Source organism: Mycobacterium bohemicum DSM 44277 (genome assembly GCF_001053185.1).
In the GTDB taxonomy this organism is placed as follows: domain Bacteria; phylum Actinomycetota; class Actinomycetes; order Mycobacteriales; family Mycobacteriaceae; genus Mycobacterium; species Mycobacterium bohemicum.
Genome location: NZ_CSTD01000002.1, coordinates 245,306 through 266,967, shown reverse-complemented (window position 1 = coordinate 266,967; position 21,662 = coordinate 245,306). Strand labels below are relative to the sequence as shown.

20 protein-coding genes and 1 pseudogene are annotated in these 21,662 nt (G+C 70.2%); 7 read left to right on the top strand and 14 right to left on the bottom strand.

The genetic code is table 11. The annotated features are described in order from the left end of the window. Window positions 1–37: 37 nt before the first annotated feature. The 9 genes and pseudogenes from egtE to BN971_RS11255 all read right to left on the bottom strand — a co-directional run bounded on the left by egtE (window position 38) and on the right by BN971_RS11255 (window position 9,643). Entirely contained in the window at window positions 38–1,183 is a 1,146-nt protein-coding gene (gene egtE, locus BN971_RS11300) for an ergothioneine biosynthesis PLP-dependent enzyme EgtE (RefSeq protein ID WP_085180025.1), read from the bottom strand. After that, the gene (egtD, locus tag BN971_RS11295; protein ID WP_085180024.1) at window positions 1,180–2,145 is read right to left on the bottom strand and encodes an L-histidine N(alpha)-methyltransferase; all 966 of its coding nucleotides are present in this window, start codon (window positions 2,143–2,145) and stop codon (window positions 1,180–1,182) included. The genes egtE and egtD overlap by 4 nt, the downstream gene beginning before the upstream one ends. Then, entirely contained in the window at window positions 2,145–2,855 is a 711-nt protein-coding gene (gene egtC, locus BN971_RS11290; protein ID WP_085180023.1) for an ergothioneine biosynthesis protein EgtC, read from the bottom strand. Before egtC ends, egtD begins: the two co-directional genes overlap by 1 nt. Next, a complete protein-coding gene (gene egtB / locus BN971_RS11285; RefSeq protein ID WP_090350098.1) occupies window positions 2,855–4,195 on the bottom strand; it encodes an ergothioneine biosynthesis protein EgtB in 1,341 nt (446 codons plus the stop codon). The genes egtC and egtB overlap by 1 nt, the downstream gene beginning before the upstream one ends. Beyond that, window positions 4,134–5,249 (bottom strand): annotated as a pseudogene (gene egtA, locus BN971_RS11280) (ergothioneine biosynthesis glutamate--cysteine ligase EgtA); the annotation flags it as partial. The pseudogene egtA and the gene egtB, both read right to left, overlap by 62 nt. A gap of 190 nt (window positions 5,250–5,439) precedes the next feature. Beyond that, window positions 5,440–5,820 carry a sensor domain-containing protein gene (locus tag BN971_RS11275; protein ID WP_249262725.1) on the bottom strand — a complete coding sequence of 127 codons (381 nt, stop codon included), beginning with the start codon at window positions 5,818–5,820 and terminating at the stop codon, window positions 5,440–5,442. 346 nt (window positions 5,821–6,166) lie between these two features. Next, window positions 6,167–7,285 carry a DUF4185 domain-containing protein gene (locus tag BN971_RS11265; protein ID WP_085183283.1) on the bottom strand — a complete coding sequence of 373 codons (1,119 nt, stop codon included), beginning with the start codon at window positions 7,283–7,285 and terminating at the stop codon, window positions 6,167–6,169. Window positions 7,286–7,319: 34 nt separating this feature from the next. After that, on the bottom strand, window positions 7,320–8,375 hold the full coding sequence (locus BN971_RS11260; RefSeq protein WP_085183284.1) for an aspartate-semialdehyde dehydrogenase: 1,056 nt from the start codon (window positions 8,373–8,375) through the stop codon (window positions 7,320–7,322). 2 nt (window positions 8,376–8,377) lie between these two features. Next, window positions 8,378–9,643 (bottom strand): aspartate kinase, encoded by a 1,266-nt coding sequence (locus tag BN971_RS11255; protein ID WP_085183285.1) that lies wholly within the window; start codon window positions 9,641–9,643, stop codon window positions 8,378–8,380. A gap of 287 nt (window positions 9,644–9,930) precedes the next feature. Here BN971_RS11255 and leuA point away from each other — a divergent pair, with 287 nt between their 5' ends. Further along, window positions 9,931–11,733 carry a 2-isopropylmalate synthase gene (gene leuA / locus BN971_RS11250; RefSeq protein ID WP_169718677.1) on the top strand — a complete coding sequence of 601 codons (1,803 nt, stop codon included), beginning with the start codon at window positions 9,931–9,933 and terminating at the stop codon, window positions 11,731–11,733. Window positions 11,734–11,841: 108 nt separating this feature from the next. On the opposite strand, the gene BN971_RS11245 is transcribed toward leuA, so the two are convergent. Then, window positions 11,842–12,834 carry a DEDDh family exonuclease gene (locus tag BN971_RS11245; RefSeq protein ID WP_085183433.1) on the bottom strand — a complete coding sequence of 331 codons (993 nt, stop codon included), beginning with the start codon at window positions 12,832–12,834 and terminating at the stop codon, window positions 11,842–11,844. 74 nt (window positions 12,835–12,908) lie between these two features. On the opposite strand from BN971_RS11245, the gene BN971_RS11240 reads away from it, so the two are divergent. The 3 genes from BN971_RS11240 (at window position 12,909) to BN971_RS11230 (ending at window position 15,478) form a co-directional block, all read left to right on the top strand. Continuing rightward, window positions 12,909–14,096 (top strand): Mur ligase family protein, encoded by a 1,188-nt coding sequence (locus BN971_RS11240; protein WP_090350096.1) that lies wholly within the window; start codon window positions 12,909–12,911, stop codon window positions 14,094–14,096. Next, a complete protein-coding gene (locus BN971_RS11235) occupies window positions 14,089–14,796 on the top strand; it encodes a type 1 glutamine amidotransferase (protein WP_085183287.1) in 708 nt (235 codons plus the stop codon). The genes BN971_RS11240 and BN971_RS11235 overlap by 8 nt, the downstream gene beginning before the upstream one ends. Window positions 14,797–14,863: 67 nt before the next feature. After that, window positions 14,864–15,478, top strand: coding sequence for a C39 family peptidase (locus tag BN971_RS11230; RefSeq protein WP_085183288.1), 615 nt, complete (start codon window positions 14,864–14,866; stop codon window positions 15,476–15,478). A 63-nt stretch (window positions 15,479–15,541) separates the two neighbouring features. On the opposite strand, the gene BN971_RS11225 is transcribed toward BN971_RS11230, so the two are convergent. The 3 genes from BN971_RS11225 to BN971_RS11215 form a co-directional block, all read right to left on the bottom strand. Beyond that, the gene (locus BN971_RS11225) at window positions 15,542–16,420 is read right to left on the bottom strand and encodes an endonuclease domain-containing protein (protein ID WP_090350094.1); all 879 of its coding nucleotides are present in this window, start codon (window positions 16,418–16,420) and stop codon (window positions 15,542–15,544) included. Between the two features lie 166 nt (window positions 16,421–16,586). Further along, window positions 16,587–17,198, bottom strand: coding sequence for a recombination mediator RecR (recR, locus tag BN971_RS11220; RefSeq protein WP_085183290.1), 612 nt, complete (start codon window positions 17,196–17,198; stop codon window positions 16,587–16,589). Window positions 17,199–17,211: 13 nt separating this feature from the next. Further along, window positions 17,212–17,565 carry a YbaB/EbfC family nucleoid-associated protein gene (locus BN971_RS11215; protein WP_085183291.1) on the bottom strand — a complete coding sequence of 118 codons (354 nt, stop codon included), beginning with the start codon at window positions 17,563–17,565 and terminating at the stop codon, window positions 17,212–17,214. A 98-nt stretch (window positions 17,566–17,663) separates the two neighbouring features. Between BN971_RS11215 and BN971_RS11210 the strand changes: the two genes are divergently transcribed. Continuing rightward, the gene (locus tag BN971_RS11210) at window positions 17,664–18,437 is read left to right on the top strand and encodes an Rv3717 family N-acetylmuramoyl-L-alanine amidase (protein ID WP_085183292.1); all 774 of its coding nucleotides are present in this window, start codon (window positions 17,664–17,666) and stop codon (window positions 18,435–18,437) included. Here BN971_RS11210 and BN971_RS11205 read toward each other — a convergent pair. Then, complete coding sequence (locus tag BN971_RS11205) at window positions 18,434–18,874, bottom strand: SRPBCC family protein (RefSeq protein ID WP_085183293.1); 441 nt, start codon at window positions 18,872–18,874, stop codon at window positions 18,434–18,436. The two genes, BN971_RS11210 and BN971_RS11205, sit on opposite strands and share 4 nt — an antisense overlap. Window positions 18,875–18,945: 71 nt before the next feature. Between BN971_RS11205 and BN971_RS11200 the strand changes: the two genes are divergently transcribed. Both BN971_RS11200 and BN971_RS11195 read left to right on the top strand, forming a co-directional pair. After that, window positions 18,946–20,349, top strand: coding sequence for an FAD-binding oxidoreductase (locus tag BN971_RS11200; RefSeq protein ID WP_085183294.1), 1,404 nt, complete (start codon window positions 18,946–18,948; stop codon window positions 20,347–20,349). Then, complete coding sequence (locus tag BN971_RS11195) at window positions 20,346–21,662, top strand: class I SAM-dependent methyltransferase (protein ID WP_211279846.1); 1,317 nt, start codon at window positions 20,346–20,348, stop codon at window positions 21,660–21,662. Before BN971_RS11200 ends, BN971_RS11195 begins: the two co-directional genes overlap by 4 nt.

Here is a 21,662-nt window from a genome sequence, read left to right as displayed (position 1 = left end):
TTCCCGCGGAGCGGCCGCTACCGTTCCCGCTCGGCGGCTAGGTGCCGGTGGCCGCCGTGGCGGCGATCAAGGCTTCGGCGAAGGTCGCCAGGTCGTCGGCCGTGGTGTCGAGGTGCGGCGAGATACGGAGCACCGGCGCGGCGAGTTCGTTCGGCGCCCGCCCCACGCCCGCGTAGGTCGTCAGAATGCACCGCTCGGCGAGCAACCACGCCCGCACCGCCTCGGGGTCGGCGCCGCCGGCCGGCGCCAGGGTCGTGATGGCGCTGGGCTCCTCGGCCTCCTCGACCACCACCCAGCCGTCGACGTCGGCGAGCAGGGCGCGAGCGATCCTCCCGAGCTCGGCCAGCCGGGCACGGATGGTTTCCGGTCCATGCGAGAGATACTCGCCGATGGCGACCGAAAAGCCCACGCGGGCTGCGACATTGGCTTCCCCGAAGCCGAGCTGCTGCGCGACCGACAGTTCCGGTCCCCACGGCGGTGCCGGCAGCCGTGGCGTCAGCCGGTCCAGCAGCGCCGGCCGTAGGGCGAGGACCCCGACCCCGCGTGGGCCGGCGATCCACTTGCGCGACGACGAATACATGGCGTCCGCGCCGGCGGCGCAGTCGATGTGGCCCAACGCCTGTGCGGCATCCACGACCAGCGGCAGGCCGAGCTGGCGGCACAGTTCGGCGACCATGCCCAGCGGCTGCACCACACCGCGGTGGCTCGCCAGCGGCGTGAAATGCACGAAATCCGGCGGGTCGTCGTCGAGTTGCAGCGCCGCGTCGTCCAGCGCGAGCCTTCCGTCCTCCAGGGTCGGCAGGGTGCGCACCTCGAACCCGTACGCCGACATCACGGCAAGGTTGGGGCCGTACTCGCCGGGCAGGCAGGCCAGGGTGCGCCGGTCGGCCGGCCAGCCGCCCAGCAGCACGTCCAGCGCATGCAGCGCGCCGGTGGTGAACACCACCTCGGCGCCGGGCATGCCGCACAGCGCCGCGACAGCGGTGCGTCCGGCGTCGAGCACCGGGGCGGCGGCCTCGGCCGCGACGTAGCACCCGACCTCGGCCTCGTGCAGCGCATGCCGGGCGGCGGCGTCCAGCGCCGCGAAGCTCTGGCGCGAACAGGCCGCGTTGTCCAGGTGCAGCCCGGCCGCCGCCGGGCGCGCGGCCCGCCACCGATCGGCCAGCGGGTCGTCAGTCGTCACTTCACGGCCAGCGAGAGCGCGAAGTCACCGGCGCCGTCGGTCCACCACCGCGTGCGGCGCAGCCCCGCGCCGGCCAGCTCCGCGCTCACCCCGTCCGGGCGAAACTTGCACGACACCTCGGTGAGCATCTCCTCCCCGGCCGCGAAGTCGACGGTCAGGTCCAGCGCGCCGACGCGCACGCGCTGAGCGCCGTTGGCGCGCAGCCACATCTCGATGCGCTCCTCGTCCGCGTTCCAGCGGGCGACGTGGGAGTAGGCGTCGACGTCGAAGTCGGCGTCGAGCTGGCGGTTGATCACCGCGAGCACGTTGCGATTGAACGCCGCCGTCACGCCGGCGGCGTCGTCGTAGGCGCGCACCAGCCGGCCGGTGTCCTTGACCAGGTCGGTGCCCAGCAGCAGGCTGTCCCCCCGCCGCATCTGCCCGGACAGGGTCGCGAGGAATTCCGCGCGCGGCCCGGGGGTGAGGTTGCCGATCGTCGACCCCAGGAACACGAACAGGCGCCGGCCGCCGCCCGGGATCTGCGTCAGATGTTCCTCGAAATCGCCGCAGACGGCCTGGATTTCGATGCCGGGGTACTCCCGCTGGATCGCGGTCGCGGCCGTCGACAGGATGGTGGCGTCGACGTCGAAGGGCACGAACCTGCGCAGCGATCCGCGGTCACGGAGCGCGTCGAGCAGCATCCGGGTCTTTTCCGATGTGCCGCTGCCCAATTCGACCAGGGTGTCGGCCTGACTGACCGACGCGACGTCGACGGCCCGCGAACGCAGGATCTCCGCCTCTGCGCGGGTCGGGTAGTACTCGGGCAGCCGGGTGATCTGGTCGAACAGGTCGCTGCCCACCGAGTCGTAAAACCACTTGGGAGGCAACGATTTCGGTGATTGCCGCAGACCATCGAACACATCGCGACGCAAGGCCTGGTGCGCCGAGTCGGCGCCGAGGTGGTTGGACAACGACAGCGTCATCAAGGTCCTTTCGGGGGATCCAGTGGGGTCATCCGGACACCGGCGGCCGTGACTTCGACCAGGTGGTGGTCCGGCACGTCCTCCCAGTCGGAATCGTCGTCGTAGGGCTCGCTGGCCAGCACCACGCCGTCGTCGCGGCGCAAGACGCACAGCGTGTCGCCCCACGCCGTGCCCAGCAGGCGAACACCATTGGCGGCCAAGACATTCAGCCGGGCATTGGGGTCGGCGTTGGCGATCTCGACGATGGTGTCGCCGAGCTGATCGAGGCCGCGGGCGAAGATGGCGGCGGCGAGTAGCGCGCTGTCGCAGATGGATTCGGCGCCGGGCGCGCGGGGCAGCACGGCGCGGTCGACGACGCCGTTGTGCGACAACAACCATCGGCCGTCGGTGAACGGTGCCGTCGCGCTCGCTTCGATCGGCATGCCGGCCGTGGCCGAGCGCACCGCGGCCACCACGCAGTGGCTGCGCAGCGCCGGGGCCACCGAGTGGAACGACACCTCGCCCCACAGCGGCGCGGGGCTGCGCCAGCGCCGGGGCACGGGCGCCGGGCCGGACGCGTCGAAGAACCCGACGCCCCAGCCGTCGGCGTTCATCAGGCCGTGCTTCTGCCGCCGCGGGGAATACGACTGCACCAGCAGGCCGTTCGGCGGGTCCAGCACCAGCGAGGAGACCGGCACGTCGGCGCCCAGCCAGCCCAGGTGACGGCACATCAGGCGCGGCCCCCGACGTCCTCGACGGACCATGCCAGCCGGACGCCGGAAAAGATCTGGCGACGGTACGGGTGGTCCCAGTTACGGAAGCTGGGCCGCAGAATTCCGGCCGCCACGGCCCACGAACCGCCGCGCAGCACGCGGTAGTCGCCGCCGAAAAACGGCTGCGAGTAGCGCTCGTAGATCATCGGGGCGAACCCGGGCCAGGGACGCAGCGGCGAGGAGGTCCACTCCCAGACGTCGCCCAGCATTTGTTCTGCCTCGTAGGCCGAGGCGCCGGCGGGATAAGCGCCGACGGGCGCGGGGCGCAGCGCCGCGCCGCCCAGGTTCGCCAGGCTTTCCGACGGCGGTTGCTGCCCCCAGGGGTACCGGCGGCGGCTGTCGGTGGACGGATCCCACGCGCAGGCCTTCTCCCACTCCTGTTCGGTGGGCAGCCGGGCGCCCGCCCAGGCGGCGTACGCCTCGGCCTCGAAGTAGGAGACGTGCTGCACCGGCTCGTCGGCGGGAATCGTCTCGACGTGGCCGAACCGGGTCCGCGTCACGCCGTCGGGGTTCCAGAACTGCGGGGCGGTCAGCCCGGCGGCCCGGCGATGCTCCCAGCCGCGCACCGACCACCACCGGTGGTCGTCGTAGCCGCCGTCGTCGACGAAATGCCGCCATTCACCGTTGGTCACCGGAACGCGCCCGATCCGGAACGCGGGCAGGTCGACCACGTGGGCTGGGCGCTCGTTGTCCAGGGAGTGCGGTTCGGTGGCCGCGTCCACGCCTAGCACGAACGGCCCGGCGGGGACCAGCACCGACGTCCCGCCCACCCCGGGACGGCCGGCCGGTAGGGCCGGCCCCTCCGGCAGCAGGGGCGCGCCGATGCGCAGGTTCAGCGCCTGCAGCATGGTTTCGTCGTGCTGGTTTTCGTGGCTGGCCACCATCGCGAACGTGAAACCGGCATCGTCGTCGCGCAGCGAGTCGAGGGCATCCAGGACGGCCGACCGGACCGTCTGGCAATACGACCGCGCCTGCTTCGGGGTCAGCAGCGGGAGGTCGACGCGGCTGGCGCGGGAATGCACGAAGGCGTCGTAGAGCCCCTCGACCGATGGCGGCAGCATTCCCGGCCGGCCGGAATCGCCCCCGCGCAGCAACCACAGCTCTTCCTGCTGACCGATATGGGCGAGGTCCCACACCAGCGGGCTCATCAACGGGTCGTACTGCCGGCAGAGTTCGGCGTCGTCGAAGTCGCACAGCCGCAGCGTCCGCTCCCGCGCCCACGCCAGGTCGTCGGCCAACGCACGCGTTGGCCGCGGCGTAGAGCCGGCGGTCGCGCAGGCCGATCCGGGCCGCGACATCCCAGGCCGTGCTCACGGGTTCGACGGCCGCGGCCGCGATGTCGGCGGCGACCGGGTCGTCGAGCAGGGTGGTCAGCGTGAAGACGACCGCCGGCCATAACTCGTCGGGAACGCTGTCGAGGTAGCGGATTTCCAGCCACTGCCTGGGCCGCACCGGCGGGAACAGCGTGGTCAGGTGGTATTCGAGGTCGTCGACCGTCGGGCGCCGCTCGCCGAGCAGCACCCGGCCGTCGGCCCAGTCGACGAACGGCACCCAGTGGGTGACGGCCAGGGCGTTCGCGGTCTCGGAGGGATCGCGCACCATCATCACGGGCGCCTTGAGGGCGTAGCGCGCCCAGTCGGTGGCCGGGTCGTCGCCGCTGGCACCCAGGACCGGCCCGCACCGCGCGGAGTCCATCCGGCCCCACACCCGCTGCCGGGTCGAGACCCAACCGGTGAACTCGCCCGCCAGCATCGGTGAGTTCGCCGTCATCGCGATCATCGTCGGCCCGAGGGCATGCGCCAGCCGGACCCGCGCCGCCCACCCTTCCCGGGGGCCCGCATCCAGGTTGACCTGTACCGACGCGGTGGACGTCATCATCTCCGCGCCCGCCTCCCCCGAGCGGTCGGCGGTGAAGAACTGCTCCATGGCGACATAACGGGCGCCCGGATTGATCCGCTTGGGCGGCCGCAGAGGGTCCGCGCCGAGCAGGACCAGCCCCAACCCGGCGTCGGCGAAGGCCGTCCGGACCTCGGCCTGGTCGGCCTTCATGGCGTCGACGGCGGCAAGGACACCGTCGAGCGGCGGGCCCGAGAGTTCGATGGCGCCGCCGGGTTCCACCGTGAGCCGGCTGCCGCCCGGCAAGGGGGCCAGTGACCCGATAACCTCGGTGATCTCCTCCCAGCGCGGGCGGCGGGACGGCACGGTCATGTCGTGGCAATGGGCCTCGACCTCCAGCCCGACGCGGCCGAGGGGACCGTCGACCAGGCAGGCGTCGGCGACGTAACGCGCGGCGGCCGCGGAATCGGGCAGTTCGGAATCCAGCCGCGGGCCGGTGACAGCGGCGAACCTCATATCACGATCCCTTCGGGCCCGCGCATGCCCGGGCATGCCCGTGGACCACCTCTTGCGGCCGGTGTTGTGCGGCCTGCGGAACGAAAGACGGGACTACTCCTATTCGTGGTTCATCTTCCGCGGGCCCCCGACATATTCCCGATCTAGATCCTTGTTTTCTCCCGCACTGAATAGGATGCAGGCCCACCGGTCACTGACCCAGCGCGTTCTGCATGGCCCCGGCCAGCACGTTGACCGCCGGGCCGGCGTTGCCAGACTGGCAGACCTTTGCCTGCAGCAACACGTTTTCCCGCAGCCTGGTTTGATTGAAGCAGCGCCGATCCGTGCCCACTTCCTGCTTGGTCCAGTTCTCGTCGGCGGCGCCGGCGGGACCGCCGTCGAACGACCAGTCCTGCGCGATGCCGTTGTCGAGATGCACCGCTGTCGTCTGCCCCGAGCACCCCACCGTCCGGTCCACGACGCGGTGGAAGGCCCGCCCCGCGGCGTCGTTGGTGGCGAACACACCGACCGCCTGTTTGACGAACCCGGCACGCAGGGTCCGCTCGGCATCGCCGGTGCGGTAGTGGACCACGCCGTCGGGATTGATGGCGTATACGCTTGTGCCCGTGGTGGCCGCCGTGGCCGTGGTGCCCGAGCGCCATTCCGGTGAAGAAGATCACCGAGACGATGAACACGATTCCGGCGACGATCGCGACCCATGCCGCGGCGATGAAGACCCGAGGGGTCCGGTAAGGCGCTGTCTCCGCTGGCGCGGGCGCCGGTGCAGTTGCGGTTGAAGTCCGCACAGTGGGGGTTTCAGATGTTTCACTCATGAGACTCATGATGCGGGTGTTAGCAATAGTGGCACCTAAGCATTGGTTATGTAGCAGCTGTGAGCCGAAACCACCGTTCACCTGCGGCGTAACCACGGGGCCGCGCTAGTCGGGCTGGAACGGGTCGACCGCGAACTGGATCACCCGGTACGGGGCGCTCACCCGGGCGCGGGTGTCCCACTGGCTGACGAATATGCGCAGCTCATCGAGGGTCGAGCCGGGCGAGATATAGCCCCCGTAGGGCTGGGCGAGCCGGTTGTCGAACGGCGGCGGCAGGCTGTCCGCCGGATCCGGCCACTCGTCGTGCTGCACCACCGTGGTGACCGGCGCGTCACCCAGTTGTGTCGGGTCGTTGGCCACCCGGACCTCCATGTTGCCGGTGCTGGCGTTGAAGTAGGACAGCACCGCCTTGCCGTCGATCTGCCGAAAGCACATCTCCCCGACCATGTCCGGCCACAGCGGCGTCGGCGGCCGGTTCCAGCCGCCGCCGGGTCCGGACGCCCAGCCCTGCCACCGGGACCGGTCGGTGAAGGCTTGCGGCGTGGCCCGATAGAGGAGCACCGGGTGGCTGCGGGTGAAGCTGTTGGCCACGATGTACACCCACCCGCTCGGGGAGTCGGGGGTCGGCACGGGGTCGTAGTAGCCGCTGATCTGCGTCTGCGAGCCGCCCTGAAAAGACGAGTCCCGCCGCGACCCGGGCACGGTCTTCCAGCCCGCCCGCGCCGGTTCGGCCACCACCAGGCGGGAATTCAGCGGCGCGAGATCCTTGGCCGTCGTCACCATCAGGTAGTTGCGCCGGTTGACCTGCACCACGCCGGCGGGCAGTTGCGAATCCCCCGCCGGCGTCGGATCGGCCAGCAGCGGGTCTCGAACGCCCATCACCCCGGCGTAGCGCACCCCGGCCGGGTCGTCGACCGACGAGGTGTCGACGCGCAGCGCGATCGGGGCGAAGCCACGCCCGAAGCCGACCCCCTGCCCCGGGAAGCTGTCACCGCAGACCTGCAGCACTTGACTGGGGAACTCCATGAACTCGCACAGGTCCGTGGCGCCGACGTCGTAATCCCTCGTGGGCGTGCCGGTGCCCGCCGTCGGCCCGATTCGCAGCACCTGGCCCGGCGCCAGCGGCGGCAGGACGGGTTCGGGGGCCGGCGCCGGCGGGTCGGCGCGGGCGATCCAAACCCCCTGCGCGACAAGCAGAGACGCGGCAAGCATGCACCAGCGCATCGGCGGGGCGGAGTGGGCGGAACTCACCCGCCGGTCAGGACGCGGACGACATTTCGGCGGCCAGCAGCTCGGCGATCTGAATGGTGTTCAGCGCCGCGCCCTTGCGCAGGTTGTCCCCCGAGATGAACAGGGCCAGGCCGCGCCCGTCGGGCACGCCCGGGTCGTGCCGGATGCGTCCCACCAGCGACTCGTCGACGCCGGCGGCCGCCAGCGGGGTCGGCACGTCGACCACCTTGACCCCCGGCGCGCCGTGGAGCAGGTCCCGGGCGCGCTGCGGCGACAACGGCCGGGCGAACTCGGCGTTGATCGACAGCGAGTGCCCCGTGAACACCGGGACCCGCACGCAGGTGCCGCTGACCAGCAGGTCGGGGATGCCGAGGATCTTGCGGCTCTCGAAGCGCAGCTTCTGGTCCTCGTCGGTTTCCCCCGACCCGTCGTCCACGACCGATCCCGCCAGCGGCACCACGTTGAACGCGATCGGCGCGACGTAGGTCTTCGGTGGCGGGAACTGTACCGCGTCGCCGTCGTAGACCAGCTGCTCGGCGTCGGCGACCACGGCCCGAGCCTGCGTGGCCAGCTCCTCGACCCCGGCCAGCCCGCTGCCGGACACCGCCTGATACGTCGAGGCCACCATGCGCACCAGCTGCGCCTCGTCGTGCAACACCTTGAGCACCGGCATCGCCGCCATGGTCGTGCAGTTCGGGTTGGCGATGATGCCCTTGGGTGGGGCGCCGGCGTCCCGAACATCCCTGGCGAAGTTCACCTCCGACACCACCAACGGCACGTCGGGGTCCTTGCGCCAGGCCGACGAGTTGTCGATCACCGTCACGCCGGCCGCCGCGAACCGCGGCGCCTGCACCCGCGACATCCCCGAACCGGCGGAGAACAGCGCGATGTCCAGGCCGGCGGGGTCCGCCGTCTCCGCGTCCTCGACCTCGATCTCCTGGCCCCGGAAGGCCAGCTTGCGGCCCTGCGAGCGGGCCGAGGCGAAGAACCGCACGGTGCTCGCCGGGAAATCACGTTCCTCCAGCAACGTCCGCATCACCTGGCCGACCTGGCCGGTCGCACCGACAACGCCTATCGCAACCATGTCTATCGCCCCGTCCCCGCGTACACCGTCGCCGCCTCCTCGCCGCCGAGCCCGAACGCCTCGTGCAACGCGACGACGGCCTTGTCCAGCTCGGTGTCGCGGCACAGCACCGAGATGCGGATCTCGGAGGTGGAGATCAGCTCGATGTTGACGCCGACCGCGGCCAGCGCCTCACAGAAGGTGGCGGTGACGCCGGGGTGGCTGCGCATGCCGGCGCCCACCAGCGACACCTTGCCGATGTGGTCGTCGTAGAGCAGGTGGGTGAACCCGATCTCGTTCTTGAGCTCGTCGAGCTTGGCCACCGCGGTGGGCCCGCTGTCGCGAGAGCACGTGAAGGTGATGTCGGTCCGCCCGTCCTCCACCTTGGAGACGTTCTGCAGCACCATGTCGATGTTGACCTCGGCGTCGGCGACGGCCCGGAACACCTTGGCCGCGTAGCCCGGGATGTCGGGTATCCCGACAACGGTCACCTTGGCCTCGCTGCGGTCGTGCGCGACTCCGGTCAGGATGGGGTCTTCCATGTGCTTGTCCTTGATCGATCCGACGACGACGGTGCCCGGCTTGTCCGAGTACGACGAGCGGACGTGAACCGGGATGTTGTACCGGCGGGCGTATTCCACGCAGCGCAGCATCAGCACCTTGGCGCCGCAGGCCGCCATCTCGAGCATTTCCTCGAACGTCACCGCGTCGAGCTTGCGGGCGTTGTGCACGATCCGCGGGTCGGCGCTGAAGATGCCGTCGACGTCGGTGTAGATCTCGCAGACGTCGGCGTGCAGCGCGGCGGCCAGGGCCACGGCGGTGGTGTCCGAGCCGCCCCGGCCCAGCGTGGTGACGTCGCGGGTGTCCTGGCTGACGCCCTGGAATCCGGCGACCAACACGATGCGGCCCTCGTCCAGCGCCGCCTGCAGCCGGCCCGGGGTGACCTCGATGATCTTGGCGTTGCCGTGGGTGCCGGTGGTGATCACGCCGGCCTGCGAACCGGTGAACGAGCGCGCCTGCGCTCCGAGGGACTCAATTGCCATGGCCACCAACGCATTCGAGATGCGTTCCCCGGCGGTGAGCAGCATGTCGAGTTCGCGGGGCGGCGGGGCCGGGCACACCTGCTGGGCGAGGTCCAGCAGTTCGTCGGTGGTGTCGCCCATCGCCGACACCACGACCACCACGTCGTTGCCCTGCTTCTTGGTGGCGACGATGCGCTCGGCGACGCGGCGAATCCGGTCGGCGTCGGCGACCGAAGATCCGCCGTACTTCTGCACGACGAGCGCCACTGGTTCTTCCCTGCCTTTTCACCGATTGGTTGCCATCCCTGGCCTCAAGTCCACAACAGAATACGTGCCGGCGCATCTGCATTAACGGCGCTGCCGGGCGCCGAGCCGCGCAGTCGGCGGGTCAGACCGCTGTTTTGGTCCCGAGCCAGATCGCGGTAGAGTGCCAACCGTGCAGCGGGTGCTCCTCCTCGGACGCCGCGACGGGGTCTGATCCAGACCGGCCTCCCGTCGCGGGTGTTCGCGATGCGCCGGTCTGAGGTCCCTTCTGACACCCCGGAGCAAACACCGTGACCATTTCCGATTCACCCGACGCCTATAAGTCGGCACGCACCATCATCCAACCCGCCGGCCCTCCCGGGCCCGGCCAGCCGGCATGGAACCCGCAGCGCGGTTCGTCGATGCCGGTCAACCGTTACCGGCCGTTCGCCGACGAGGTCGAGCCGATTCGGCTGCCCGACCGCACCTGGCCGGACCGCGTCATCACCCGCGCCCCGCTGTGGTGCGCGGTCGACCTGCGCGACGGCAACCAGGCGCTGATCGACCCGATGAGCCCCGCCCGCAAGCGCCGCATGTTCGACCTGCTGGTGCGGATGGGCTACAAGGAGATCGAGGTCGGCTTCCCGTCGGCCAGCCAGACCGACTTCGACTTCGTCCGCGAGATCATCACCGAAGGCGCCATCCCCGACGACGTCACGATCCAGGTGCTGACCCAGTGCCGGCCCGAGCTGATCGAGCGGACCTTCGTCGCGTGCGAGGGGGCGCCGCGGGCGATCGTGCACTTCTACAACTCGACGTCGATCCTGCAGCGGCGGGTGGTGTTCCGGGCCGACCGCGCCGAGGTGCAGGCCATCGCCGTCGACGGCGCCCGCAAGTGCATCGAGGAGGCCGCCAAATACCCGGGCACGCAGTGGCGGTTCGAGTATTCGCCGGAGTCCTACACCGGGACCGAGCTCGAGTACGCCAAGCAGGTGTGCGACGCCGTCGGCGAGGTCATCGCCCCGACGCCGGACAACCCGATCATTTTCAACCTGCCCGCCACCGTGGAGATGGCCACTCCCAACGTCTACGCGGACTCGATCGAGTGGATGAGTCGCAACCTGGCGCGTCGCGACTCGGTGATCCTGAGCCTGCACCCCCACAACGACCGCGGAACCGCCGTCGCCGCAGCCGAATTGGGCTACCAGGCGGGCGCCGACCGGATCGAGGGCTGCCTGTTCGGCAACGGCGAGCGCACCGGCAACGTGTGCCTGGTGACGCTGGGCCTCAACCTGTTCTCCCGCGGCGTCGACCCGCAGATCGACTTCTCCAACATCGACGAGATCCGCCGCACGGTGGAGTACTGCAACCAGCTACCGGTCCACGAGCGTCACCCGTACGGCGGCGACCTGGTCTACACCGCATTCTCCGGCAGCCACCAGGACGCCATCAACAAGGGCCTCGACCAGATGAAGATCGACGCCGACGCCGCCGACACCGACGTCGAGGACATGATCTGGCAGGTGCCCTACCTGCCGATCGACCCCAAGGACGTCGGGCGGACCTACGAGGCGGTCATCCGGGTCAACTCTCAGTCCGGCAAGGGCGGGGTGGCCTACATCATGAAGGCCGATCACGGCCTGGCCCTGCCACGGCGGTTGCAGATCGAGTTCTCCCAGGTGGTCCAGAAGATCACCGAGGGAGAGGGCGGCGAAGTCTCCCCGAAGGAGATGTGGGAGGCGTTCTCCGAGGAGTACCTCGCCCCGGTGTGGCCGCTCGAACGGATCAAGCAGCGCGTCGACGCCGCAGAGGACGACGGTGGCACGACCACCATCACCACCACCGTCAAGGTCAACGGCGTGGAGACCGAGATCGTCGGTGTGGGCAACGGCCCGCTGGCCGCCTTCGTCCACGCGCTGGGTACCGTCGGGTTCGACGTCGCCGTGCTGGATTACTCCGAGCACGCGATGAGCGCCGGCGACGACGCGCAGGCGGCGGCGTACGTCGAAGCTGCCGTTAATGGGCACACTGTGTGGGGCGTCGGCATCGCGCCGTCGATCACGACCGCGTCGCTGCGGGCCGTGGTGTCGGCGGTCAACCGCGCTTCGCGCTAGTGCCGATCGCAAGCGCAGCGCTCGCGCTGGGCGCGGCGGGTCGGCACCATCGGGCTAGCGCCGACCGCAAGCGCGGCGCTGGTGCCGGGCGCAGCGGGTCGGTGCGCGTCAGAACAGCGCGAGCTGAGTGTCGAGGGTGGAGACGTCGGCGAACTCCTCCATGCTGGTGCCGCTCAGGACGGAACCGACGCTGCTCATGAACTGCGCGTCGGGCACCAGCGGCACGCCGAGTTGCCTGGCGAGGTAGCCCTTGCCCTGTTCGGGGGTGGCGTCATTGCAGACCACCAACGAGGTTTCGCGGTCGACCGCGTCCGTATAGGCGAGGCCGGCGTGCAGGATCCGCTCGACGAGTTCCTCGTGGGTGCGTGCGACCTCGGCCGCCAGGCCCACCCGCATGCCCTGGACCAGGGGCCTGCCGCTGACGTAGCGGCCGGGGTTGAGGTACGGGCAGGGCATCCGGGCCGCCAGCGCCTTGAGCGGTCGCACCTCGTCGTGCGTCACGCGCCCGTTCGGCCACCGGCGCCGGGTCACCGGGTGAACCGGCAACCAGACGTCGAGTTCGCGCGCCCGCTCGAGCGCGGGCGCCAGGACGCCGGTCAGCACCCGGGCGTCGTCGAACGCGTCGTGCGGGCGCTCCTGGGCCACGCCCCAGTGGGCGGCGAGCGTCTCCAGCCGCAGGTTGGCCAGGCCGAGCTCCAATCGCCGGGCCAACTCGACCGTGCACATGACCGAGTCCACCGGAAGCTCCGCCTCGGCCAGCTCGGCCTCGGCGGCCAGGAACGCGTGGTCGAACGCGACGTTGTGCGCGACCAGCGTCCGGCCGCGCAGCACCTCCACCACGTCGCCGACGACGTCGGCGAACTGCGGCTGATCTTCGAGCATCGCGGCGGTCAGGCCGTGCACGTGGGTGGGGCCCGGGTCCACGCCGGGGTTGAGCAGGCTCACGAAGGACTGCTCGACGCGACCCTCCCGGTCGAGGCCGAGCACGGCGAGGCTGAGGATCCGGGCGACGCCCGGACGGAAGCCCGAGGTCTCGACGTCGACGACGGCCCAACCGCCCTCCGGCGGGCCGTACGGACGTCCCCAGGACACCTGGTTCATGAACTTCAGAATCGCACGACGGACCGACATCGCCCGTCGCTTCGGCATCGTGTCGTCACCTCTAAAATCACCGGGTGGTCACCACCCGTGCACGCCTTGCCCTCGCCGCGGGGGCGAGCGCGCGCTGGGCGTCGCGGGTGACCGGGCGAGGGGCCGGGGCGATGATCGGCGGCCTGGTCGCGATGACCCTGGACCGGTCGGTGTTGCACCAGCTCGGGGCCGGGCGGCGCTGCGTGATCGTCACCGGCACCAACGGCAAGTCGACGACGACCCGGATGACGGCCGCCGCCCTGGGCACGCTGGGCCCGGTGGCCACCAACGCCGAGGGCGCCAACATGGACGCCGGGCTGGTCGCGGCGCTCGCCGCCCGGCGCACCGCACCGCTGGCGGCCCTGGAAGTCGACGAGATGCACGTGCCGCACGTCTCCGATGCCGTCGAACCCAGCGTCATCGTGCTGCTCAACCTGTCCCGCGACCAGCTGGACCGCGTCGGCGAAATCAACGTCATCGAACGCACGCTGCGGGCGGGCCTGGCCCGGCACCGGCAGGCCGTCGTCGTGGCCAACTGCGACGACGTGCTGATGACGTCTGCGGCCTACGACAGCCCGAACGTCGTGTGGGTGGCCGCGGGCGGCTCGTGGGCGAACGACTCGGTGAGCTGCCCGCGCAGCGGCGAGGTCATCGTCCGCGAGCAGGGCCACTGGTACTCCACCGGCGCGGACTTCAAGCGGCCCAGCCCGCAGTGGTGGTTCGACGACGAGACGCTGTACGGGCCCGACGGCCTGGCCCTGCCGATGCGGCTGGCGCTGCCGGGCGCGGTGAACCCCGCGGCGGCGGTGGCGGCCGTCTCCGCCGTCGACGAGGTCGCCGGCCGCTACCGGACCATTCACGTCGACGGGCACGAGGCGCGGGTCCTGCTGGCCAAGAACCCGGCCGGCTGGCAGGAGGCGCTGTCGATGGTCGACAAGCACGCGGCCGGAGTGGTCATCTCGGTCAACGGCCAGGTGCCCGACGGCGAGGATCTGTCGTGGCTGTGGGACGTGCGCTTCGAGCAGATCGGGGACACCTTCAACGGGGAAGTGGTGGCCGCGGGAGAACGCGGCACCGACCTGGCGGTGCGCCTCGGCTACGCGGGCGTCGAGCACACCCTGGTGCACGACACCGTGGCGGGGATCAAGTCCTGCCCGCCCGGGCGGGTGGAGGTCGTCGCCAACTACACGGCTTTCCTTGCGCTGCAGCGAGCGTTGGCGCGCCATGGGTGAGTCTGTCGTGCGGATCGGGCTGGTGCTGCCCGACGTGATGGGCACCTACGGCGACGGCGGCAACGCCTTGGTGCTGCGTCAACGGCTGCGGCTGCGCGGCATCGAGGCCGAGATCGTCGAGATCACGCTGGCCGACCCGGTGCCCGACTCGCTGGAGATGTACACGCTGGGCGGGGCGGAAGACTACGCGCAGCGGCTGGCGACCCGGCATCTGCTCCGCTATCCCGGGTTGCAGCGCGCGGCGGCGCGGGGCGCGCCGGTGCTGGCGATCTGCGCGGCCGTTCAGGTGCTCGGGCGGTGGTATGAGACGTCGGCCGGAGAACGTGTCGAGGGCGTCGCGCTGCTCGACGCGACCACGTCACCGCAACCGGCCCGCACGATCGGCGAGTTGGTGAGCAAGCCGCTGCTGACCGGGTTGACGCAGCCGTTGACCGGCTTCGAAAACCACCGGGGCGGCACCGATTTGGGGCCGGCGGCCGCTCCGCTGGGCGCCGTGGTCAAGGGCGCCGGCAACCGGGCGGGTGATGGCTTCGACGGCGTGGTGCAGGGCTCCGTCGTCGCGACCTACATGCACGGTCCGTGCCTGGCCCGCAACCCGGAGCTGGCCGACCTGCTGCTGAGCAGGGTCGTCGGCGACCTGGCCCCGCTGGAGCTGGCCGAGGTGGAGCTGCTGCGCCGGGAGCGGCTGGCGGCGCGCTGACGCCGCCGGCCTGCGCGACAAGCTTCCTCCAAGAAACCTTTGAGGGCGTTGGTCGAGCGTTGCCGGCATGACCCACAACTTGCCCCGGCTCGCCGCCGGGCTTTGCGTGGCCGCGGCCGCCGCGGTCGCGTTCGCCGGCGCGGCCGGCGCCACCCAGGGCGGCATGCACGGCGACCCGGCCGCCGCCGCACCGTACTGGCGCTACCAACAGCAGGACCTCGACTGCGGCGAGATGGCCGTCGCGGACGTGGTCGGTCAGATCACCGGCCGCGAGCCCACCGAGGAGGAGATCACCGGCACGGCCGCGAACATCCCGAGCCAAAGCCGGCCCGGACCGATCTACCGCCCCTCCGGCAGAACCAAGAACGGAGACCTGGCCGTGCTGGTGCGGCACTACGGAATCCCGGCGTCCGACGTCCACACCAGCATCGACGCGCTGGGGCGGGCCCTCGACGACGGGCGCAAGGTGATCGTCGGGCTCAACGACAAGATCATCTGGAACGAGGGGGGCGACCGCACTCAGGAGAACCACTTCGTGGTGGTCATCGGCATCGACAGCGCGGCCGGCGTCGTGCACCTCAACGACAGCGGCATCAAGGCCGGGCGCGACGAGCAGGTGTCCCTCGGCACCTTCGAGAAGGCGTGGGCGACCAGCGGCAACTTCGCCGTGCTGGCGGGGTGAACGGGCCCGCTCGCCGCTCGCCGCTTGCCGCCCGCTCGCCGCTCGCCGAGACTTGCACCAGGGTCACTTCCTGCGGCGTGTCGTGTGCGTGGTGTCAGTGTCGCGGTATCCGCGACGATGCAGGGCCTCCCGAACCCGCCGCAGCACGTCTTGCGGATCGTCCTCGGCGATCACCCGGATGACGACCCAGCCCAGCCCTTCGAGCCTGCGCAGCCGCGTGTGATCGCGCACGTACTGGCGGCGGTCGGCGCGGTGTTGGTCGCCGTCGTACTCGACGCCCAGCCGGTACCGCTCCCACCCCATGTCCAGCAGGGCAATTAAGCGCCAGTTGTCGTGCACCGGTATCTGCGTGGTGGGAACCGGCAGGCCGGCGTCGATCAGCACCAGCCGCAGCCACGTTTCCTTCGGCGATGCCGCGCCGCCATCGACGAGGGGAAGCGTCGCCCGTAGCCTTCGCAGCCCCCGAACGCCCGGATAGCGCCGGGCCAGCCGCAGCACGTCCCCGCTCGAGAAGGGCTTCGCCCGCGTCAGCGCATCCAGGCGCGCCACCGCCTCACCGGTGGGCAGCTGCCGGGCCAGGTCGAACGCCGTCCGCGCGGGTGTGGTGGCGGGAAGACCGGCGACGCGGGTGACCTCGTCGGCGTCCATTCGCTGGTTGCGGGTGAGCACTCCGGCCGGCGGGCGGGTGTTGGACCAGACCAACTCGACGGGTTCGTCGTCGTCGACCCATGCCGCGCCGTGCAGCGCCGCCGCGGCGAGGCCGGCCAGCACACCCCGCCGTCCCGACCACAGCCACGCCGCGACCGACCGCGCTCGCAGCGACGTCGACGCAGGGTTGGCCAGGTAGACGTCCGGGTAAATCGCTTGGAATCCGGCGCGCAGTTGGTATCGGCTCACCTCCCCCCGCCGCAGGGCTTCGCTGCCTCGAAAGACTTCGTCCACGCAGGAAAGACGCCGCGACGCCCGCTTGCGCTCCGCGAGACTTGCACCAGGGTCACTTCCTGCGGCGTGTCGTGTGCGTGGTGTCAGTGTCGCGGAGCCAAGGCGGGCGGGGCGGGCCAAGGGGCCGAGGCAAGGCGGGGCGAGCCAAAGGCGGGGCAGAAAGCCGCTAGACCATCGCGCGGCGGCCCGTCAAGGCGCGGCCCAGCGTGAGCTCGTCGGCGAACTCCAGGTCGCCGCCCATCGGCAGCCCCGACGCGATCCGCGTCACGGTCAGCCCGGGGATGTCGCGCAACATGCGCACCAGGTAGGTGGCGGTCGCCTCGCCCTCGGTGTTGGGATCGGTGGCGATGATGACCTCGGTGATGTCGACGTCGTCGACCCGCGCCCCGATGCGGCTCAGCAACTCGCGGATCCGCAGCTGGTCGGGCCCGACCCCGGCCAGCGGATCGAGCGCACCGCCCAGCACGTGGTAGCGGCCGCGAAATTCCCGGGTGCGCTCGACGGCCTGGACGTCCTTGGGCTCCTCCACCACGCACACCAACGAGCCGTCACGGCGCGGGTCCGCGCAGATGCGGCACCGCTCGTCGTCGGAGACGTTGCCGCACACCGCGCAGAACCGCACCCCGTCCCGGACCCGGGACAGCACGGCGGTCAGCCGGTCGATCTCCGGCGGCTCCACTGACAGCAGGTGAAAGGCGATGCGCTGGGCGCTCTTTGGCCCGATACCCGGAAGCTTGCCCAGCTCGTCGATCAGGTCCTGGACGGGTCCTTCGAACATTTCGGTGCGGCGTCTACAGCCCCGGCACCTGGGTCGGGGGTGCCGCAGGCGGGGCCGACGGGCCGCCCATGCCGCCGGCCAACGCACCCAGCCGCTCCTGCGCCATCTTGGTGACCTGTCTCGACGCGTCGGTCATGGCGCCGACGATAAGGTCCTGCAAGGTCTCGACGTCTCCGGGATCGACGACCTTAGGATCGATCGTCACCCCCACCACTTCGCCACTGCCCTTGACGACGACCTCGACCAAGCCCCCGCCGGCGCGACCGTGCACCTCGGCGTTGGCGAGCTGTTGCTGGGCTTCCAGTAGCCGCTGCTGCATCTGCTGCGCCTGGGCGAGCAGCGCCGACATATCGCCTCCGGGTTGCATGACAGTCCCCTTGCGTCTCGGTCTCGACTTGGTTTCGCCTGTGCGTATTGGGCGATTCGGAACACCCAGCGTAGTCCGCGCGCCTTTACCGTGGCGCCGTGGACCTACGAGTGAGCAGGCGTGTCGGGATCAAGGCGGTGGTCGGCGCGCTCGTTGCTGCGTCGACCGCGATCAGCCAGGCCGTGGCCCCGATCGCCGGGGGGGTCCCGTCCAACATCGCGGGAATGGTCGTCTTCATCGATCCCGGCCATAACGGTTCCAACGACGCATCCATCAACCGGCAGGTGACCACCGGCCGCGGCGGCACCAAAGACTGCCAGACCAGCGGAACGGCGACCAACACCGGCTATCCGGAACACACCTTCACCTGGGACACCGCGCTGCGGGTTCGCGCGGAACTGAACGCCCTGGGCGTTCGCACCGCCATGTCGCGCGGCGACGACACCGGGCTCGGCCCCTGCGTCGACGCGCGCGCCAACGCGGCCAACGCCCTGCATCCCAACGCGATCCTGAGCATCCACGCCGACGGCGGCCCGCCGTCGGGCCGCGGGTTCCACGTCAACTACTCGGCCCCGCCCCTCAACCAGGTGCAGGCAGGCCCGTCGGTGCAGTACGCCCGGATCATGCGGGACCAGATGCAGGCCTCGGGCATCCCGCCGGCGACCTACATCGGTCAGGACGGGCTGTACGGTCGCTCGGACCTGACCGGACTGAACCTGGCGCAATATCCGTCGGTGCTGGTCGAGTGCGGCAACATGAAGAACCCGGTCGATTCGGCGCTGATGGAGTCCGCGGAGGGACGGCAAAAGTACGCCGACGCCCTGGTCCGCGGTGTCGCCGGCTTCCTGGCCACCCAGGGCCAGGCGCGCTAGCCGTTCTCCAGTTCCTTCTTCAGGTTGGCCAGAACCTCGCCCTGAATCCGCTTCAATCCCAAAGGCGCGAAGGTCTTTTCGAAGAAACCCTTCACACCGCCCGCGCCGTTCCACGACGTCTTCACCGTGACGCTGGAACCGGGCCCGGCCGGAGCCACGGTCCAGTTGGTGACCATCGAGGAGTTCGCGTCCTTCTCGATGACCGTGTGACCGGCGACGTCGACGTCGACCTGGACGTCGCGCACGCGCGACTTGGTGGCCTGCAGTTTCCACTTGGCGACGGTTCCCGCTCCCTGTCCGCCCTTGACCACCTGGTATTCGCTGTATTGCGGGGACAGGATCTTCGGGCGCACAGTCTGGTAGTCGGCGACCGCGGCGAGGGTGGCCGCGGGGTCGGCGGTGATCAGGATCGTGCTGGCGGCGCTTACCTGGCCCAAGGTGACTCCTCTGGCGGTCTTTTCGCGGGCCCGTGCGGGTGCACGGGCTGTTGTCGAAGACTAGGGTATATGTGGTGCCTGTCCCTGGATCTGCACTCTCGGCTTACACAGCGGGCGTCGACCGGTTAATGGCGAGTTATCGATCCATTCCGGCAACGTCCGCCGTGCGGCTCGCCAAACCCACCTCAAACCTGTTCCGCGCCCGCACCAAAAGCGATGCGGGAGGACTTGATACGTCGGGGCTGACGCGGGTGTTGAGCGTGGACCCCGAGAGCCGCACAGCGGACGTGGCCGGCATGTGCACCTACGAAGATTTGGTGGCCGCGACGCTGCCATACGGACTTTCGCCACTGGTGGTCCCGCAATTGAAGACGATCACACTTGGCGGGGCGGTCAGCGGTCTGGGCATCGAGTCGGCGTCGTTCCGCAACGGGCTGCCGCACGAATCGGTGCTGGAGATGGACATCCTCACCGGCGCCGGCGAATTGCTCACCGCGTCGCGCAGCCAGCACCCCGAACTTTTTCGGGCCTTCCCGAATTCCTATGGAACGCTTGGATATTCGACTCGGCTGCGGATCGAGCTGGAGCCGGTCGCGCCGTTCGTGGCGTTGCGGCACGTGCGCTTCCGCTCGCTGCCCGAGCTGGTCGCGGCCATGGAGCGCATCATCGACACCGGCGGGCAGGGCGGCACACCCGTGGATTATCTCGACGGCGTGGTGTTCAGCCCCGACGAAAGCTACCTGTGTGTCGGCAGGCGGACCGCGACCCCGGGCCCGGTCAGCGACTACACCGGGAAAGACGTTTACTACCAGTCGATCCGGCACGACTCACCCGGCTCGGAAGTCGCGCGGGAGGCCACCAAGGACGACCGACTGACGATCCACGACTATTTCTGGCGCTGGGACACCGACTGGTTTTGGTGCTCGCGCGCGTTCGGCGCGCAGAACCCGGCGGTGCGGCGGTGGTGGCCGCGCCGCTACCGACGCAGCAGCGTGTATTGGAAGCTCGTCGCCCTCGACCGGCGCTTCGGCATCGCCGACCGCATCGAGAAGCGCAACGGGCGTCCGCCGCGCGAGCGCGTGGTGCAGGACGTCGAAGTCCCGGTCGAACGGGCCTGCGAATTCCTGGAGTGGTTCGCCGGGCACGTGCCCATCACGCCGATTTGGTTGTGCCCGCTGCGGCTGCGTGACCAGGACGGTTGGTCGCTGTATCCGATGCGGATCGACCACACCTACGTCAACCTCGGGTTCTGGTCATCGGTGCCGGCCGGACCGGTTGACGGCGCGACCAACCGGATGATCGAAGCCAAAGTGAGCGAGCTCGACGGGCACAAGTCGCTGTATTCCGACTCCTTCTACACCCGCGAGGAGTTTGACGAGCTCTACGGCGGGGAGGCGTACAAAACGGTGAAGAAAACCTACGACCCCGATTCCCGTTTACTCGACCTCTACGCGAAGGCGGTACAACGACGATGACCACGACAAGAGATTCCAGCCACACCGCCGCACCCGGCGGCAAGCTCAGCATGGCGGAGGTGCTGGAGATCTTCGCCGCCACCGGGCGCGAGCCGCTGAAGTTCACCGCCTACGACGGCAGCGTCGCCGGGAGCGTGGACGCCGACCTGGGCCTGGACCTCCGGTCCCCCCGCGGGGCCACCTACCTGGCCACGGCCCCCGGCGAGCTCGGGCTGGCCCGCGCGTACGTGTCGGGCGACCTGGAGGCGTACGGCGTCCACCCCGGCGATCCGTACCAGCTGCTCAAGACGCTGACCGACCGGGTGCAATTCCGGCGGCCGCCGGCGCGGGTGCTCGCCAACGTCGTCCGTTCGATCGGCGTCGAGCGGCTGTTGCCGGTCGCCCCGCCGCCGGAGGAGGCGCCGCCGCGCTGGCGCCGGGTCGCCGCCGGCGTGATGCACAGCAAGACCCGCGACGCCGAGGCCATCCACCACCACTACGACGTCTCGAACACCTTCTACGAATGGGTGCTCGGTCCGTCGATGACCTACACCTGCGCGGTCTACCCGCACGCCGACGCGACGCTGGAGGAGGCGCAGGAGAACAAGTACCGGCTGGTCTTCGAGAAGCTGCGGCTGCAGCCGGGCGATCGGCTGCTCGACGTCGGCTGCGGCTGGGGCGGCATGGTGCGTTACGCGGCGCGGCGCGGCGTGCGGGTCATCGGTGCGACCCTGTCGGCCGAGCAGGCGGCGTGGGCCCGCGCAGCCATCGCCGACGAGGGCCTCGGGGAGCTGGCCGAGGTGCGGCACTCCGACTACCGCGACGTTGCCGAGACGAACTTCGACGCCGTTTCGTCGATCGGGCTGACCGAGCACATCGGCGTGCGCAATTACCCCGCCTATTTCGGGTTCCTCAAGTCGAAGCTGCGGACCGGCGGTCTGCTGCTCAACCACTGCATCACCCGGCACGACAACAAATCCACCTCGTTCGCCGGCGGGTTCACCGACCGCTACGTCTTCCCGGACGGCGAACTGACAGGCTCCGGGCGAATCACCACCGAGGTCCAGGACGTCGGGTTGGAGGTGCTGCACGCGGAGAACTTCCGGCGCCACTACGCGATGACGCTGCGCGACTGGAACCGCAACCTGGTCGAGCGCTGGGACGACGCCGTCGCCGAGGTGGGCCTGGCAACGGCCAAGGTGTGGGGCCTGTACATGGCGGCCTCGCGGGTGGCGTTCGAGCAGAACAACCTGCAGTTGCATCACGTGCTGGCGGCAAACGTCGACCCCCGCGGGGACGACGACCTGCCGCTGCGCCCCTGGTGGACCCCCTGA